Consider the following 17,432-nt stretch of genomic DNA (forward strand, 5'->3'; position numbering starts at 1 on the left):
GTGCGATCACCCCCCTTGTCACGCTGTACTGACTTAGAGAAGAAAATGCCCAAGCGCACTGACCTCAAGACCATCCTCATCATCGGTGCTGGCCCGATCGTCATCGGCCAGGCCTGCGAGTTCGACTATTCCGGCGCCCAGGCCTGCAAGGCCCTGCGCGACGAGGGTTACCGCGTGGTGCTGGTCAACAGCAACCCGGCCACGATCATGACCGACCCGGAGATGGCCGATGCCGTCTACATCGAGCCGATCAACTGGCAGACGGTCGAGAAGATCATCGCCAAGGAAAAGCCTGACGCGCTGCTGCCGACCATGGGTGGCCAGACCGCGCTGAACTGCGCGCTGGACCTGGCCGACCACGGCGTGCTGGAGAAGTACAACGTCGAACTGATCGGCGCCAAGCGCGAAGCGATCCGCATGGCCGAAGACCGCGAGCTGTTCCGCGTGGCCATGGGTGAGATCGGCCTGGAATGCCCGACCGCTGCCGTCGCCCACACCCTGGACGAAGCGCTGGAGATCCAGACCCGCGTCGGTTACCCGACCATCATCCGCCCCAGCTTCACCCTGGGCGGCAGCGGCGGCGGCATCGCCTACAACCGCGAAGAGCTGGTCGAGATCGTCAGCCGCGGCCTGGAGCTGTCGCCGACCACCGAAGTGCTGGTCGAAGAGTCGGTGCTGGGCTGGAAGGAATTCGAGATGGAAGTGGTCCGCGATACCGCGGACAACTGCATCATCGTCTGCTCGATCGAGAACCTGGACCCGATGGGCGTGCACACCGGTGACTCGATCACCGTGGCCCCGGCGCAGACCCTGACCGACAAGGAGTACCAGCGCCTGCGCGATGCCTCCATCGCCGTGCTGCGCAAGATCGGCGTCGATACCGGTGGCTCGAACGTGCAGTTCGGCATCAACCCGAAGACCGGCCGCGTGGTCGTCATCGAGATGAACCCGCGCGTGTCGCGTTCCTCGGCGCTGGCCTCCAAGGCCACCGGCTTCCCGATCGCCAAGGTCGCGGCCAAACTGGCCGTGGGCTACACCCTGGACGAACTGAAGAACGAGATCACCGGCGGCCTGACCCCGGCCTCGTTCGAGCCGTCGATCGACTACGTGGTCACCAAGATTCCGCGTTTCGCCTTCGAGAAGTTCCCGGCTGCCGACGCCCGCCTGACCACCCAGATGAAGTCGGTGGGCGAGGTGATGGCGATGGGCCGCACCTTCCAGGAGTCGGTGCAGAAGGCCCTGCGTGGCCTGGAAACCGGCAAGGTCGGCTTCGACCCGACCGGCCTGGACCTGGCCAACGAAGAAGACCTGCAGACCCTGCGCCGCGAGCTGAAGGCGCCGGGCCCGGAGCGCCTGTTCTTCGTCGCCGATGCATTCCGCGCCGGCATGAGCGTGGAAGAGATCTACGCGCTGTCGTTCATCGACCACTGGTTCCTGGACCAGATCGAGGAAATCATCGCGGCCGAAGCTGAAGTGACTGCCGGTGGCATCGATGCGCTCGACGCGGCGCGCCTGCGCAAGCTCAAGCGCGCCGGTTTCTCCGACGCCCGCCTGGCCCAGCTGACCGGTACCAACGAAGCGGCCATCCGCGCGCTGCGCCGTGCGCACAAGGTGCGCCCGGTCTACAAGCGCGTGGACTCCTGTGCCGGTGAGTTCTCCACCGGTACCGCCTACCTGTACTCGACCTACGAGGACGAGTGCGAGGCCGCGCCGACCAACCGCGACAAGATCATGATCCTGGGCGGTGGCCCGAACCGCATCGGCCAGGGCATCGAGTTCGACTACTGCTGCGTGCACGCGGCACTGGCGCTGCGCGAGGATGGTTATGAAACCATCATGGTCAACTGCAACCCGGAAACCGTGTCGACCGACTACGACACCTCCGACCGCCTGTACTTCGAACCGCTGACCCTGGAAGACGTGCTGGAAATCGTCGAGCTGGAACAGCCCAAGGGCGTGATCGTGCAGTACGGCGGCCAGACCCCGCTGAAGCTGGCACGTGCGCTGGAAGCCAACGGCGTGCCGGTGATCGGCACCAGCCCGGACTCCATCGACCTGGCCGAAGACCGCGAGCGCTTCCAGCAGCTGGTCGACACGCTGGGCCTGAAGCAGCCGCCGAACCGCATCGCCCGCAACGACCAGGAAGCGCTGCTGCTGGCCCGCGAGATCGGCTACCCGCTGGTGGTGCGCCCGAGCTACGTGCTGGGTGGCCGCGCGATGGAAATCGTCTACGGCGAATCCGACCTGGCCCGCTACGTGCGTGACGCGGTGAAGGTGTCCAACGATTCGCCGGTGCTGCTGGACCGCTTCCTCGACAACGCCGTCGAGTGCGACGTGGACATCATCGCCGACAAGGAGGGCAACGTCCTGATCGGTGGCGTGATGGAGCACATCGAAGAAGCCGGCGTGCACTCGGGTGACTCGTCCTGCTCGCTGCCGCCGTACTCGCTGTCGGCCAAGACCCAGGCCGAACTGCGCCGCCAGGTGGTGGAGCTGGCCAAGGCCCTGAACGTGGTCGGCCTGATGAACACCCAGTTCGCGATCCAGACCAGCGAAGAGGGCGATGACACCATCTACCTGCTGGAAGTGAACCCGCGTGCCTCGCGCACCGTGCCGTTCGTGTCAAAGGCCACCGGCATGCCGCTGGCCAAGATCGCCGCGCGCTGCATGGCTGGCACGACCCTGGCCGAGCAGGGCGCGACCAAGGAAATCGTGCCGGACTACTACTCGGTGAAGGAAGCGATCTTCCCGTTCGCCAAGTTCCAGGGCGTCGACCCGATCCTCGGGCCGGAAATGCGCTCCACCGGTGAGGTGATGGGCGTGGGCCGCACCTTCAACGCCGCCTTCGCGCGTGCGCAGGAAGCCGGTGGCATCAAGGCGCCGCCGGTCGGCAAGGCCTTCGTTTCGGTCCGCGATCCCGACAAGAAGCGCGTGCTGCCGGTGGCCAAGGCCCTGCTGGCGCGTGGCTACAGCCTGGTGGCCACCCGTGGCACCGCCGCATGGCTGCAGCAGCACGGCATGGACTGCGAGATCATCAACAAGGTGGTCGAAGGTCGCCCGCACATCGTCGATTCGATCAAGAACGGCGAGATCGTGTACATCGTCAACACGACCGAAGGCCGTTCGGCGATCAATGACTCGTTCTCGATCCGTCGCGAGGCGCTGCAGCACCGCGTCACCTACTCGACCACCATTGCCGGCGCCAAGGCGCTGGTGGATTCACTGGAATTCCGCGGTACCGGCCCCGTCTGGTCGCTGCAGGAGCTGCACAAGGAGTTGAATGCATGAGAGCCCCCATCACCATGAAGGGCGCGCAGAAGCTGCGCGACGAACTGGATCACCTGAAGTCGGTCAAGCGCCCGAAGGTGATCGCCGCGATCGCCGAAGCGCGTGAACACGGCGACCTGAAGGAGAACGCCGAGTACCACGCCGCGCGCGAGGAACAGGGCTTCATCGAAGGCCGCATCAAGCAGCTGGAAGGCGAGCTGTCGCACGCCGAGATCATCGACGTGAGCAAGCTCAATGCCGGCTCCAAGGTGGTGTTCGGTGCCAGCGTGACCCTGGCCGACGTGGAAACCGACGAAGAGAAGAAGTACCAGATCGTCGGCGACCTGGAAGCGGACATCAAGCTGGGCCTGATCGCCATTTCCTCGCCGGTGGCGCGCGCGATGATCGGCAAGCTGGAAGGCGATTCGATCGTGATCGACGCCCCGGCCGGCCAGCGCGAGTACGAGATCGTCAGCGTCAGCTACGTGGACTGACGAGGTGGCAACGGCGACCCTGCTGTTGCCGGCGCGCAGCCGCCTTGCGGCGGCTGCATTGCCGGATGACGTGGCGCGTGCCCTGGGTCGCGCCACTGCCTTGCAGCTGGACGCCGGTGAACGCGCCCAGCTGCAACGGCATTTCAGCGTGGCCGCGCCGCAGTGGCCGGTGGCTGCGTTGACCCGCCAGCGTGACGTGGGTGATGCCGCCGGCGCCCGCTGGCTGCGCGCCGATCCGGCCTGCATGGTGCCGGACATGCACGGTGCGCGGATGATGGCCTACGGCGAAACGCTGCGGCCGACCCTGGCCGATTGCCTGGCCTTGCTGCCGGTGTTGCAGCCGTTGTTTGCTGATGCCGGGTTCGTGCTCGACGCACCCGATCCTTCGCGCTGGTACCTGCGGCTTCCGATCGACCTGGCGCTGCCCGAGTTCGACAACCCGGACGAAGTGCTGGGCGATGACCTGTTCTCACATCTGCCAGAGGGCGAGGGCGGCCGTCGCTGGCGTGCGCTGATGACCGAGGCGCAGGTGCTGCTGCACAATCATTCCTGGAACCAGCAGCGCGTGGCCCAGGGCCAGCAGCCGATCAATTCGCTGTGGTTCTGGGGCGGTGGCGTGATGCCGGTATCGGTCAGCACGGCGCACGCGCAGGTGCGCAGCCGAGATGCCCTGCTGCAGGGCCTGGCCCTGGCGGCCGGCGTGGCGGTGGATGGCGAGCAGGCGGTGGATGCGCTGGTCGACCTGCGCCAACTGCGTTCATCGCAGCAGCTGGGCAATGATGCGATCCGGCCGCTGCTGGCCGCGCTGAAGCGAGGCGAGCTGCAGCGACTGGTGCTGGACTTCGAGGACGGCCTGCAGTTCCAGTTGGACCGTGGCCAGCGCTGGCAGTTCTGGAAGAAGCCGCGTCAGCTGCACGACTGATCGGGGTCGGATCCGTTTTTCGTCGGAAAGCGGCTCTGACCCCCGATGGTTACCGGGGTTGCCGGCCAGCGGCCGGCACTACCGCAGCTGCCGGGCGCAATCCCGCCAGCCTCTCCCACGCGCGGTATCATCCCTCTGTCTTTCGTAACCGGCGATGCCGATGTCCCTTGCCGCCGATGCTGTGCAGCCATCCACTGATACGGTTACGATCCGCCGTCGCGATGCGGTCGCACCCGGCAACTGGCCGGACGGCACACTGCCGCTGCTGGCGCGGCTCTACGCCAGTCGCGATGCAGGTACCCCGGAGCTGGCGCTGCCGAAGCTGGGCAATCTTCATGCGCCCGAACTGCTGACCGGCATCGATGCAGCGGTGGGCCTGCTGGTCGAGGCCATCGCCAATGACAAGCGCATCCTGGTGGTCGGCGATTTCGATTGTGATGGCGCTACCGCCTGCGCGGTGGGCGTGCGCGGCCTGCGCATGCTCGGCGCGCAGCATGTCTTCCACGCGGTGCCGAACCGCATGGTGCACGGCTATGGCCTGTCGCCGTCGCTGGTGGACGAACTGGCCGCGCTGCAGCCGGACCTGCTGGTTACGGTCGACCACGGCATTGCCTGCCATGCGGGCGTGACTGCGGCCAAGGCGCGTGGCTGGCAGGTGCTGGTCACCGACCATCACCTGCCGGGCCCGCAGCTGCCGCCGGCTGATGTCATCGTCGATCCGAACCTGGATGGCGATGCCTTCCCCAGCAAATCGCTGGCCGGTGTCGGCGTGATTTTCTACGTTCTGATGGCGTTGCGCCGGCAGATGCGCGAGGCCGGTGTCTTCGCCGATGGCAAGGGGCCGGACCTGACCACGCTGCTGGACCTGGTGGCGGTGGGCACCGTCGCCGACCTGGTGGCGCTGGACCCGAACAATCGTGCGTTGGTCAGTGCGGGCCTGCGCCGGCTGCGTGCCGGGCAGGGCTGTGTCGGCCTGCGCGCCCTGATCGAAGCCAGTGGCCGCGATGCCGCACGGCTGACCGCCACCGACATCGGCTTCGCACTTGGGCCGCGCCTGAACGCTGCGGGCCGGCTGGAAGACATGGCGCTGGGCATCGCGCTGCTGCTGACCGAGGACCCACGGCAGGCACGCGACATCGCGCAGACACTTGAGCAGATCAATTCGGAACGGCGCGCGGTGCAGCAGTCGATGACCGACGACGCCGAGCAGGCGTTGACCCGCGTGGTGCTGGACATGGATGGACAGCGGCCGGTGGCGGCCTGCCTGTTCGATGCCGACTGGCACCCGGGCGTGGTGGGCCTGGTCGCGTCGAAGATGAAGGACCGCCTGCATCGCCCGGTGATCGCCTTCGCCCCGGCCGAGCCGGGGGCCGACACGCTGCGTGGCTCGGCGCGGTCGATTCCCGGCCTGCACATCCGTGACGCACTGGCGCTGGTCGACGCGCGCCATCCCGGCCTGATCGAACGTTTCGGTGGGCATGCGATGGCCGCCGGCCTCAGCCTGCGCCTGGATCACATTGACGACTTCAAGGCCGCCTTCATCGCCGTGGTGCTGGAAATGCTCGACCCGGCGGCCCTGCAGCAGCAGGTATTGAGCGACGGCGAACTGGCGGCGGACGAGCTCGACCATCGTCATGCCGACGCGCTGCGCCTGGCCGGGCCGTGGGGGCAGGGCTTCCCGGAACCGCTGTTCGACGGCCATTTCGAAGTGGCCAACTGGCGCGTGCTGAAGGAGCGCCACCTGAAGCTGGAACTGCGCCTGCCGGGCGTGCCCGGCACGATCAACGCCATCCACTTCGGCGGCTGGCACGGCAATGCGCCGGGCCGCCATGTGCATCTCGCCTATCGCCTGGCCTGCGATGACTACCGTGGTGGCAGCGCGATCCAGCTGATCGTCGAGCACTGCCTGCCCGGCTGAAAAAAGGGACGGAGGGGATTAAGTCGCTTGTGCCTTGTTTGCCAATTGCGACTTAATCCCCTCCGTCCCCTTTTTCCACTTCGGTCACCAGCGTCGGCAGTTCCCAGGTGCCACCGGGCACGCCGCGGCACAGGCCTGCTGCGATTTCGGAGGTCGCGACGAAGGTCGTGCCAGTCCAGGTCCAGGTGCTCTGCGAGATGCAGTCGCCCAGTCCGCGGCCCTTCTGCGCGGCGATGATCTGCCCATCGTCATAGTCGATCGCATCACTGGTCACCCACTGCGGTTGGAACGGGGCCTTCGGGCGGGCCACCCAGTAGCCTTCGCCGGTGTTGTAGGCCGCGCGCCAGCAGGGCACGTTGACCAGCACGTGCTGCGCGTCCAGGCGACGTATCTCCAGTGCCGAGTTGCTCAGCGGGATATCGGCATCGGCCTGCAGCAGGCCCTCGCAGCTGTTGTCCTTCAGCGTGGCACGCAGCGCCGCGCGCAGCGCGGGCGAGGCGGCCAGCTGCGCGAAGGCCGGGTCATCCGGAATCGAATCGGCAGTCGGTGCGCTGTGCACCATGGGCACCGGCAGCGCGGCCGGAACGCTGGATTCAGGCGTGCTGCCCTTGCGCATCACGGCACCGGGCGTTCCGAGGCGGCCCTGGTACTCGTCGATCTTCAGCAGGACTGCGGCAGCGCCCTTGTCCGACAACGCCCAACGTTGACCGGCGGCATCGCTCACACTGATTCCACCGTCGCGCACCAGTGCGGACAACAGTGCGGCGGTCTGCGCGGCACTCAGGGTATAGGTGCCTTCGCTCTGGTCCGGTACCAGCACACCCAGGTCCTGCTGCCGGACATGCAGGCGCAGCGCGCCGGCGGGGCGGGCCTGGCCTTCATCCGGCTGCAGCGAAAGACGGCCCTGCATGGCCTGGTGGGCGCCGCCCTTGCGGGTCAGCAGCACGCTGAGCGTGCTCTGCTCGTCGGCGGCGTAGCCGGCGGCGCGGCAGGTGCGGGTGTTGTCACAGGCCACCACCCAGTCGTGGTGCTGGAAGTACAGCCGGCTGGAGGGTGCCCCGGCGTTCGCAGCGGGCGGGGTGACCAAGGCCAGCAGGGCGATGGGCAGGAACTGACGCATGGGCATCCATTCACATGGGCGGGGCCTCAGAGTGCCCAGCCAGGACCGCCGGCGCCAGCCTGAATGGCTGCGCTGTGCTCGCCGTATTTGTGACGTGATTCGCGCTGTCGTGAAAATCCTTAATGAATTCATCTCCTTATCCAGTGCTGATTGCGTCAAAAAGCTGGCACATGGCACAGGTCAATGGCAAAGTCGGGCCACGACCAACATGGGACGACGGAACGCCCGATGTACGCCGAATCACTGCTTCCCGGCGCCACGCTGCAGCGCCTGCACCAGGACCGACGCCTGATCCGCGTCGAAACCGCTTTGGATCCGGACACGTTCCTGGTCAAGCGCTTCGACGGCGCCGAATCGGTGTCCGCGCCGTTTGCGTACCGCATCGATCTGCTCTCGATCCAGCCGCGACTGGAGCTGAAACAGCTGGTCGGGCAACCGCTGCGGCTGCAGCTCGGCGATGAGTTCGGCAACCGCAGCGTGCATGGTTTCGTGCGCGAGTTCGCCAGCAGCGGGCAGCAGGCGCAGTTCAGCGCCTATCGTGCCGAGCTGGCGCCGTGGTTCGCCTTCCTCGACTACACCTGCAACTGCCGCATCTTCCAGGACCGGAACGTGCTGCAGATCATCGAGGAAGTCTTCGAGGGCTATGCGCAGCTGGCCAGGTTCCGCTACGACCTCAATGCCGGCAAGCTGGCGCCGCTGCCGTATTGCGTGCAGTACAACGAATCGGACTTCGCCTTCGTCAGCCGCCTGCTGGAAGATGCCGGCCTGTACTACAGCTTCGTCCACGACGAAGAAGGCCATGAGATGGTGATCAGCGACGATTCGACGCTGAGCACTGCCCATGGCGAGCCGCAGCCGATCGCGTTTGTTTCCGACCAGGGCACCCTGGCCAGCACGGGCCTGCATCGCTGGGGGGCGCGGCGCCGGGTCGGGCCGAGCGTGCAGACGCTGCGCAGCTTCGACTTCAAGCAGCCGGGCGAACGGCTGGATGGCAACCAGGGCAACCAGGTGCCGCTGGGCCTGCTGCCGCCGTTGGAGCAGTACCGCTACGACGGTGCCGCGCGCTTCATGAACAGCCGCATCGGTACGGCGCTGGCCGCGGTGCGCAACGAGGAAGTGACCTGGCCGACCAAGCTGTTCGAGTGCGCGGGCAATGCCGGCGAGATGGAGGCCGGCGGCTGCTTTGACCTGGAACGGCATCCAGACTTCATCGGCCGCGATGACACTGATCGCAGCTTCTTCGTGGTCAGCGTGCAGCGCGAAGGCCATAATAATTTCGCCAGCGATTTCGGCAGCGCCGAAGCGCCCAGCGTGGAGGTGCAGGCCGAAGTGCTGCGCCGGCGCATTCCGTACCGGCCGTTGCGGCGCACGCCGTGGCCGCGCATGCCCGGGCCGCAGACCGCGACCGTGGTGGGGCCGCCGGGTGAAGAGCTGCATGCCGACCGTTACGGGCGGGTCAAGGTCCAGTTCCATTGGGATCGGCAGCTGGACCGCCGCGAGAACGCCTCGTGCTGGATCCGCAGTGCCAGCCCCTGGGCCGGCGCCGACATGGGCGGCGTGTCACCGCCGCGCGTGGGCCAGGAAGTGATCGTCGACTTCCTCGACGGTGATCCGGACCGTCCGATCATCACCGGCCGCGTCTACAACGAAGACAACATGCCGCCGTTCGGCATGGAGGTCAGCGGCCTGAAGTCGAAGACGGTGAAGGGCGCGGGCTGGAACGAGATCACCATGCACGATGGTGCCGGTGGCGAGCTGCTGAACATGCGCGCGCAGCGCGACATGGTCACCACCGTGCTCAACGACCAGAACGCCAGCATCAAGAACAACAAGTCGACCACGGTGGCGGTCAACCACACGATGGGCGTCGGCGCCAACCAGGACATCAGTGTCGGCGGCAACCGCGGCATCACCGTGACCGGCACCGATACGCTCGGCGTCACCGGCACCCGCACCACCAATGTGACCGGCGCGGTGACCGAGAAGTACGAGACCGGCGAAACCAAGACGATTGCCGCCGCTGGCTACACCGAAACCATCACCGGTGATTTCAAGACCACGCTGACCGGCAACTACACCAGCCAGCGCACCGGCACCTGGACCGAGACCGTCACCTCCACCTCCAGCCGCACCGTCGGTGGGCTGGTCACCGAGACCCTGCAGGCCGCGCGTGAAGTGACGATCACCGGGCAGGACAAGCGCAAGGTGCAGGGCAAGGTCGACGACAGCAACGTCGGCGAGCGCGTCATCGATGTCACCGGCAACTTCAGCCAGGATGCCAGTGGCACCCACAGCCAGGGCTCGGACGGCGCAATGAGCCTGGAGTCGGCGGTCAAGCTCACCAGCAAGGTCGGCGGTTCGGTCATCGAGATCACCGACAGCGCGATCAAGATCACCGCCGGTGGTTCGGAAGTGGTGATCGACGCCGGTGGTGTATCGGTCAACGGCAGCGAGATCAAGCTCAACTGCTGAGCCGCAAGGGAGAAGCACGATGCTGGACACCCCCATGCTGCGCGGCCTGAATGCACTGCGCGATGCCTGGCTGGAGGCCAGCGCCGACGGCAGCCGGCGGCTGCTGGTCTGGCGCCTGCCTGCGGCGGCGAGCCGTTTGCTGGCGGCGTTCTTCGAAATGCAGCGCAACGATGCCGGACGCGATACGCCGGACTACTTCCTGCGCATCGATACCGCCTACGAACTGGGCTTCCGCTACAGCCGGCAGCTCAAGCAGGACCTGCTGGACCGCTATCTGGCCAGCCAGGAAGATCTGCGCGCCCAGCAGGTGCCGCTCGGCTGGCGCGGCCCGCATGAAGGGCATCCGGACAGCGCACAGGGTGTGGTCGAGGTGCTGGAGAGTTTCATCGATCACCACGGCGAACATCTGCGCCTGCTGGCGGCGGTGCTGGAGCCGGAGCGCAGCGTGCCCGGCGAAGGTTTCGAGCGCTGGGTGGACGCCGCGCTGGCCGCTGGCCCCGGCCCGCGCCTGCGCCTGGTGCTGGTGGATACCGACGAGGATCCGCGCTGGCAGTCGTTGCTGGAACGGCACGGCAGGATCGCGCGCGTGGTCAGTGCGCCGGTCGACATGTTCGGCATCGCCCGCGATACCGCCGCGCAGTCTGGCGGCCGCGGCCCGGAAGTGCTGTACCGGCAGCTGCTGGCCGACCTGATGCTGCTGCTCGAACGCGGCAGCCCCTCGCAGGTGGTGGCCCGCGCCGAGCGCGCACAGGGGCTGGCGCAGCGCCACGGTTGGCAGGACCAGCAGTCGGTGGTGCAGATGATGGTGGCCGGTGCATGGTTGAAGCACGGCGATCACGGCCAGGCCATCAACAGCTATCGGCAGGCGCGCAGCGCGGCCGCTGGCGCGCGCGCCAGCGGCAACCCTGCTGCACCGGAACTGGTGATGCAGAGCTGGTTCGGCGAGGCAGGCTGCTGGCTGGCGGCCAAGCAGCCGGAGCGCGCCGCACAGACCTACCTGCAGGCCTCGACGTCGGCAGCGAGCATTCCGCACCCGATGTTCGCGCTGGAAGGCCAGCGCATGGCCGGCTGGTGCCAGTTGCAGGCCGGCCAGCGCGAGGCTGCCCGAACCCAGCTGCTGGAGGCGATCCGCATCGCCAAGCCGCTGGCGCCGGCCGACCGCAAGGCCACTACGCTGCCACAGGCACTGTGGGACCTGCTGCAACTGCAGGATGCGCGCCGCTGCGAATCGCTGCAGCAGGTGGCGGCTGATTACCTGCAGGCCAGCACCGGCCTGCTGGAGAAGGCCGACGCGCAGGGGCATGCGCTGGGCCCGCGGCCGGTGCGGCCGGCACTGGATGCCATCGACGCGGAGCTGGATGCCGCGCTGGAACGTGGCTTCCACCGCGCCCAGCAGGAGCGCGAGCGGCTGATCCAGGGGGGCGACGAATTCTTCCGCAAGATCGTGGCCGTCGGCCGCGACTTCCTCGACCCGGGCTGGAACGGCCTGCCGGCCATCGAACACCCGCTCGATCACGAGATACCGGTGTGGAGCGAGCCGCCGGCGATGCAGCCGTTGCCCGACCCCAGTGGCCTGCTGCAGGCGTCCGTGGCGGCGCCGGCCGGGCCTGCCGTTACAGGAGTGGCTGTTGCATGAAGTCGAACAAGACCGTGGTGATGCTGGTGGCCATCGTGCTGGGCATCATCGTCGTGACCTGGATCAGCGCCGAGTACCGTGACGAAGTAAAGGCGTTCCTGCGCGCGTTGTTCCGCGCCTTGTAAAGCAACAAGGAGTGTTGCCGTGAGCATCGCCGCCAAGCATTTCGATCCGCAGCTGGGCATCGACATCCACATGTACGCGGTGCCACCGTGCCCGCTGCCGACGCCGCACATCGGCCTGGTGCTGGATCCGTTCGATTACATCCCGTTCATCGGCTCGACCATCAAGGTCAATGGCGTGCATCGCGGCACTGCCGGCACCGGCGGCCTGGACATCCACATTCCGCTGGGGGTGTGGGGCCCGCCGCTGGCGGCGCCGATGGGGCCGCAGTTCGACGGCGAAGAAATCTTCATGGGCAGCCGTACCGTGTCTGCCGACGGCGAACCGTTCTCGCGGCTGGCGATGCCGGTGCTGGACTGCAACCTGGCCGGGATGATCAATCCGTTCCGGATGAAGAAGCCGAAGAAGCCGCTGCGCGCGATGTCGCTGCCGACCGGCTTGAACGTGGCCATTCCCACCAGCGTCACCGTCGGCGGTCCGCCGACGGTGTCATGGACCGCGCTGGCGTTCCGCGCCGCATTCGCCGGGCTGGGCAAGCTGCGCAAGAGTGCTTTCTTCCGCAAGAAGATGGATGCGTTCGCCAACTGGCGGCGCGGCAAGTGGGGCCATCTGCCCTCCAGCTTCCTGAAATGCAAGGTGCTGCGTGCCGAGCCGGTGGATATCCGCGATGGCAGCGTGGTGGTCAGCCACCAGGACTTCGACATTCCGGGGCGGCTTTCCTTTGCCTGGCAGCGTAGTTACGGCTCGCGCCGCGCGGGCGAACCCGGCCTGTGCGGCGCGGGCTGGCAGACGCCGGCCGACATCCGCCTGGAACTGCTGGACGACGGCAGCGTGTGGTTGTCCGGCCCGGACCAGGCCGCGTTCTTCCCCGAGTTGCCGCCCGCTGAAGGCGAGGCCGGGGCCATCCTCGATTTCGTTGATGGCGCGCGCCTGCTGCGTCGGCGTGGGCAGTGGCTGGTGCGCTTCAAGAGCGGCCTGAAGTACGTGTTTGGCGGCGAACTGCCGGCAGGCGTGAGCGCACTGCCGAATCCACAATCCTGGCCGATCGAGCGCATCGAGGACGCGCACGGCAACCACTGGCGGTTCGAGCGTCGCGATGGCCACCTGGTGCGCATCGTCGAAAGCGGTATCGGCGACCTGCAGGGCCGTTTCATCGAAGTGGAGGCGCGCCACGGTCACATCGATCGCATGGCGCTGCATGACCCGGCCACCGGCCTGGTGCATCCGCTGGTGAGCTATCGCTACAGCGCCGACGGCGATCTGCTGGCGGCGGTGGACGCGCTTGGAGCGCCGCGCACCTTCGCTTACGAGCAGCACCGCTTGGTGCGGCACACCGACCGCGTTGGCCTGTCATTCCATTACGAGTTCGACGTGCAGGGCAGGGTGGTGCATTCGTGGGGCGACGGTGGCCTGTACGACTACCACTTCGAGTACGACGCGCTACTGCGCGAGACCCGGGTGACCGACTCGCTCGGCCATCTGAGCGTGGTCAAGTTCGACGAGAACCAGCTGCCGCTGTGCGAGATCGATCCGCTCGATGGCGTGACGCTGTTCGAGTACGACGATTTCGGGCGGACCGTGGCGGTGACCGACCCGGAAGGGCTGCGCACGGCGTTTGCCTATGATGCGCATGGCAACCTGGTCTGCCTGACCCGCGCCGATGGCACGTCGATCCAGATGGAGTATGACCCGGACGACCATATGGTGTCGCTGCGCACGCCGGATGGCGTCGACTGGCAGCAGGCATACGATGGCCAAGGCCTGCTGGTCAGCCAGACCGATCCATTGGGAGCGACAACCCGATTCGACTACGATGCGCAGGGCCAGTTGCAGTCGCAGACCAATGCCCGCCAGGCGGTGACACACCTGCGCTATGACCGTCATGGGCTGGTGGCTGCCGTCATTGATGCGCTCGGCCATGAGAGCCGCTTCGAGCATGATCCGCTCGGCAACCTGCTGCGCCAGGTGGATCCGTTGGGGCAGGCCAGTCGCTACGAGTACGACGCCAAGGGGCGGCTGCTGGCCACCGCTGGCCCCGATGGCGCGGGTGTGCGCTGCGAATATGATGCTGAAGACCAACTGCTGTGCTATACCGATGAGGCCGGCGCGCAGACGCGGCTGCAGTACGTGGGCATCGGACAGATCGGCAAGCGCCTTCAGGCCGATGGCCACAGTGTGGAGTACCGCTACGATACCGAAGAGCAGCTGGTCGCGGTCATCAACCAGCGCGGCGAAACCTATCAGTTGGTGCGCGATGCGCTGGGCCGCATCGTCGAGGAAGTGGACTACTGGGGGCAATCACGGCGTTACAGCTACGATGCTGCCGGGCGGCTGACGACGACCCTGGATCCACTGGGCCAGCGCATCGCGTTTACCACCGACAAGCTTGGGCGCATCACCCGCAAGACGCTGTCCGATGTGCGCCATCCTGGTCAGCAGGTACAGGAACACTTCGTCTACGACGTGCAGGGACAGATTGTCGAGCTGCGCAATGCGGCGCGTACGGTGAAGCGCCGGTACGACCCGCTGGGGCAATTGCTGGAGGAACTGCAGGACGGGTTCTGGGTGGGCTACGCCTATGATGAAGTGGGCAACCGCGTGCTGCGCCAGACCGCTGCCGGCAATCGGGTGGCGTTCGGCTACGACCTGCGCGACCAGACCGTATCGGTGGCCATCAACGACGAATCGCCGATCTCGATGGAGCGCGACGCGCTGGGCCGCACCACGCGCGAGCAGCTGAGCCCGCACTTACAGCGCGAGTTCACCTACGACAGCCGTAACCTGCTGACCTCGCAGTCGGTACTGAAGGACGCTGCGCCGCTGTTCGAGACTCGCTACGACTATGACCGCAGTGGCAACCTGACCCGCCGCAGCGACAGCACGCAAGGCGTGGACGAGTACCGCTACGACGCTATCGGGCGCCTGCTGCAGCACATCGACCCGAAGGGAAGGGTCGAGCGCTACTTCAACGACCCGGCCGGCGACCGGCTGCGTACTGAAGTGAAGCAGGTACAGGCGCGCAAGGTAGTAGGCGGCGACGATGACGACCTGGCCACCTGGACGCGCGAAGGCATCTATCAGGGCGTGCACTACGTGTTCGACCGGGCGGGTGATCTGGTGCGCAAGGGCGCACCGCAGGGCGATGCGCCGGATGACCTGACGCTGATCTGGGATGCCAACCATCGGTTGGCGGAGAGCCGCCGCAACGGGCAATCAACGTACTACGGCTATGACCCGCTGGGACGGCGGGTTTTCAAGCGCAACCCGACGCAGACAACGTGGTTCTTCTGGGATGGCGATGCGTTGCTGGGTGAGGTGCAGCAGGCCAACGACGCCGAAGAGGCGGCGCCAGTGTGGGTCGGTAATGTGGCCAGCCTGGTGGAGATGAGGCGGCGGCAGCGGCGGTTGGAAAAGCTGCATGAGCGGGTGCGGGAGTATGTGTACTACCCCGGGACGTTTGTGCCGTTGGCCTGGGTCAGACCTCTCGATCTAGAGAGGATATCTGCTCCAATTTCGGAGGTATCAGGAGCCCCCGATCCTGTGCACGAGGCCGCATCGTTTGTCGCCCCTGTTGATCCGCCAGGTGCAATCGGGTGTGAGGTAGAGCAAAGGACAACGTCTCGCTCGTTTGGCGGTGGACTTGGCCAGTTGGGTGCATCTTCCTTGGGACTCAGGGGATCTGCGTGTACCGACAAGCTTGAATCGACTACTGCTCCGGCATCCGCGCAGCTCACTCGTTCGGCAGAGAGCAGGAAAAGCCCCAGTTTGACCTTCCCGACCAGAAAAGCACCGGCCAACTCCGCGTCGCTGGCGGATCAGTCCGCATGCAGTACTGCTCGGGCGGGCCTATTTTGGGTGGATCCGAATGGTGCGGTAGTTAGAGCGCTGGATGCGTCAGGAGTACATGAGTGGGCGGTCAGATACGGGTCATGGGGGGCTGATGAGAACAGCACCCAGGGCGGGATGGAGTTCTTTATACGTCTGCAAGGGCAGTATCGGGACATTGAGACAGGTCTCTATTACAATAGAAACCGATACTTTGATCCGTTGGTCGGAAGCTTCATATCTCCGGATCCGCTCGGTCTCGATGCAGGAGAGTGCATATACGAATATTCTCTAAACGCAATTGCGTACTGCGACCCGTTGGGTCTGAAGTACCGGAAGACTACGGCGAGTGATGGTAGAACCGTTTATCAGAATGATGATGCATTCAATCCTCATAGAAAGGTGTCGTGGGAAGATGCAGAGACGGGTGAGTTCAGGCGGGGTACGAATCTTGACCGGATGTCGGAGGGCTTGGCGCCGATCGGAAAAGATGGGCGGCCAGTTCAGTTGCACCATCTGACGATGACCGAGGCGCCCGGGATGAATGGGCGGAGAGGTTCCTTGGCCGAGGTCAAGGCATCCATCCATTCGAAGTACACATCGATTCTCCATATTCCTTTCCCGAGGAATCCAAACAACAAGAGGCAGACCTTGCCTCGATATCCGAGTTTTAGAAGAAATAACGATGGAAGCGCGTCCCTGCTGGCAAGTCAATTCGACAGCTTCAGGGAGTCATATTGGAAGGCGAGAGCGCAATCAATACTTGCTGGCTGCCGACAATGAGGTGTGTTCATGTTTGATAATCTGGAGGCGCTGGTGGCGCAGCACCCGCGAGTCAAGGTATTTCCTGGGCGGCAGGTTGAACCTGGCCTTATCCGCGAGGCCGAAGCTGAGCTGGGGATTCCATTGCCTGATTCGTACAAGGAGTGGTTGCTCAAGTATGGGAATCTGAGGGTCGGCGCTTATCCTGTTCTGACCCTTGCGCCTCGGGATGTGCGTGACATTTCCGATAGTGATCTGATCTACAATTTCAGGTTGGATTCCCGTGATGGCGAGCTGCCGGTCGGGTATATCTCAATTCATCTGCCGGATACGGATGAATCATTCTATTTCGATACCAGCAAGGGGCTGGTTGGCGGAGAGTATCCCATTGTCAGGCGGGATTGGTCTGACGGATCGTATGAGCCGTTTGCCGACAGTTTTGTGGGTTTTCTAGAGGAGATTGTCCGGCAGGCTTGATGTGACCTGATTAGCACGAACTTCCAGCACGGATTAGGCTCAACTTCCAAGCGCAATACCCCCAGTTCCTGATGTTGCCATGTCAACGACAAGAACCTATCACCACCTCAGTGCAGAAAAACGTGCTGTGATCATGATCAAGCGCCAGTATGCGCAGCATCGTCCGATGTCTCGGGCGCTCGTTCGCGAGTGCGTTCCCTGAGACGCACACGAGACTAGGCATCTTCGGTGAGTCGATTGCTGAGGAGGCGTTGCTTGTGGTGCCATTGGCCGCACCAAGGAAGCGACGTGAAGACTGGGCAGGTGGGATCGCAGAGTTGAGGCGTTTGGGTATTGTCTCGGGTTAGGCGAGTTTCCGCTCATGCTTAGCGCTCCTCCCACTGGATTGTAAAGAGTCTTGGGTGAGTGCCTGTTTC

The 17,432-nt window shown here is 65.4% G+C and carries 10 protein-coding genes; 9 read left to right on the plus strand and 1 reads right to left on the minus strand.

Going from position 1 to position 17,432, the window contains the following annotated elements:
* The first annotated feature begins 45 nt into the window (after nt 1–45).
* From carB to recJ, 4 genes are all read left to right on the plus strand, one after another.
* Nucleotides 46–3,288, plus strand: a complete 3,243-nt coding sequence (gene carB, locus N5C18_RS12240) for a carbamoyl-phosphate synthase large subunit (RefSeq protein WP_053510354.1) — start codon at nt 46–48, stop codon at nt 3,286–3,288.
* Between the two features lie 8 nt (nt 3,289–3,296).
* Nucleotides 3,297–3,761: a transcription elongation factor GreA gene (gene greA / locus N5C18_RS12245; protein WP_026347191.1), complete on the plus strand. Its 465-nt coding sequence runs from the start codon at nt 3,297–3,299 to the stop codon at nt 3,759–3,761.
* Between the two features lie 4 nt (nt 3,762–3,765).
* A complete protein-coding gene (locus tag N5C18_RS12250) occupies nt 3,766–4,683 on the plus strand; it encodes a phosphoglycerate mutase (protein ID WP_053449637.1) in 918 nt (305 codons plus the stop codon).
* Nucleotides 4,684–4,843: 160 nt separating this feature from the next.
* Nucleotides 4,844–6,601, plus strand: a complete 1,758-nt coding sequence (gene recJ / locus N5C18_RS12255; RefSeq protein WP_053510358.1) for a single-stranded-DNA-specific exonuclease RecJ — start codon at nt 4,844–4,846, stop codon at nt 6,599–6,601.
* 52 nt (nt 6,602–6,653) lie between these two features.
* Here recJ and N5C18_RS12260 read toward each other — a convergent pair whose 3' ends face one another.
* Complete coding sequence (locus N5C18_RS12260) at nt 6,654–7,721, minus strand: DUF1176 domain-containing protein (protein ID WP_279944703.1); 1,068 nt, start codon at nt 7,719–7,721, stop codon at nt 6,654–6,656.
* A gap of 228 nt (nt 7,722–7,949) precedes the next feature.
* On the opposite strand from N5C18_RS12260, the gene tssI reads away from it, so the two are divergent.
* The 5 genes from tssI to N5C18_RS12285 are packed head-to-tail and all read left to right on the plus strand — an operon-like array spanning nt 7,950 to nt 17,016.
* On the plus strand, nt 7,950–10,193 hold the full coding sequence (gene tssI / locus N5C18_RS12265; RefSeq protein ID WP_279944704.1) for a type VI secretion system tip protein TssI/VgrG: 2,244 nt from the start codon (nt 7,950–7,952) through the stop codon (nt 10,191–10,193).
* A 19-nt stretch (nt 10,194–10,212) separates the two neighbouring features.
* A complete protein-coding gene (locus tag N5C18_RS12270) occupies nt 10,213–11,829 on the plus strand; it encodes a hypothetical protein (protein ID WP_279944705.1) in 1,617 nt (538 codons plus the stop codon).
* Nucleotides 11,826–11,954 carry a hypothetical protein gene (locus N5C18_RS12275; protein ID WP_006441023.1) on the plus strand — a complete coding sequence of 43 codons (129 nt, stop codon included), beginning with the start codon at nt 11,826–11,828 and terminating at the stop codon, nt 11,952–11,954. Before N5C18_RS12270 ends, N5C18_RS12275 begins: the two co-directional genes overlap by 4 nt.
* 19 nt (nt 11,955–11,973) lie before the next feature.
* Complete coding sequence (locus N5C18_RS12280; protein WP_279944706.1) at nt 11,974–16,560, plus strand: HNH/ENDO VII family nuclease; 4,587 nt, start codon at nt 11,974–11,976, stop codon at nt 16,558–16,560.
* 9 nt (nt 16,561–16,569) lie between these two features.
* The gene (locus N5C18_RS12285; protein ID WP_053510365.1) at nt 16,570–17,016 is read left to right on the plus strand and encodes an SMI1/KNR4 family protein; all 447 of its coding nucleotides are present in this window, start codon (nt 16,570–16,572) and stop codon (nt 17,014–17,016) included.
* The last annotated feature ends 416 nt before the right edge of the window (nt 17,017–17,432 follow it).

The organism is Stenotrophomonas sp. GD03930 (assembly GCF_029839665.1).
GTDB lineage: Bacteria > Pseudomonadota > Gammaproteobacteria > Xanthomonadales > Xanthomonadaceae > Stenotrophomonas > Stenotrophomonas forensis.

Bases quoted from the DNA above. Each gene is read 5' to 3' on its own strand.
- carB (WP_053510354.1), top strand. From the start codon at position 46: ATGCCCAAGCGCACTGACCTCAAGACCATCCTCATCATCGGTGCTGGC.
- recJ (WP_053510358.1), top strand. From the start codon at position 4,844: ATGTCCCTTGCCGCCGATGCTGTGCAGCCATCCACTGATACGGTTACG.
- N5C18_RS12260 (WP_279944703.1), bottom strand. From the start codon at position 7,721: ATGCGTCAGTTCCTGCCCATCGCCCTGCTGGCCTTGGTCACCCCGCCC.
- tssI (WP_279944704.1), top strand. From the start codon at position 7,950: ATGTACGCCGAATCACTGCTTCCCGGCGCCACGCTGCAGCGCCTGCAC.
- N5C18_RS12270 (WP_279944705.1), top strand. From the start codon at position 10,213: ATGCTGGACACCCCCATGCTGCGCGGCCTGAATGCACTGCGCGATGCC.
- N5C18_RS12275 (WP_006441023.1), top strand. From the start codon at position 11,826: ATGAAGTCGAACAAGACCGTGGTGATGCTGGTGGCCATCGTGCTGGGC.
- N5C18_RS12285 (WP_053510365.1), top strand. From the start codon at position 16,570: ATGTTTGATAATCTGGAGGCGCTGGTGGCGCAGCACCCGCGAGTCAAG.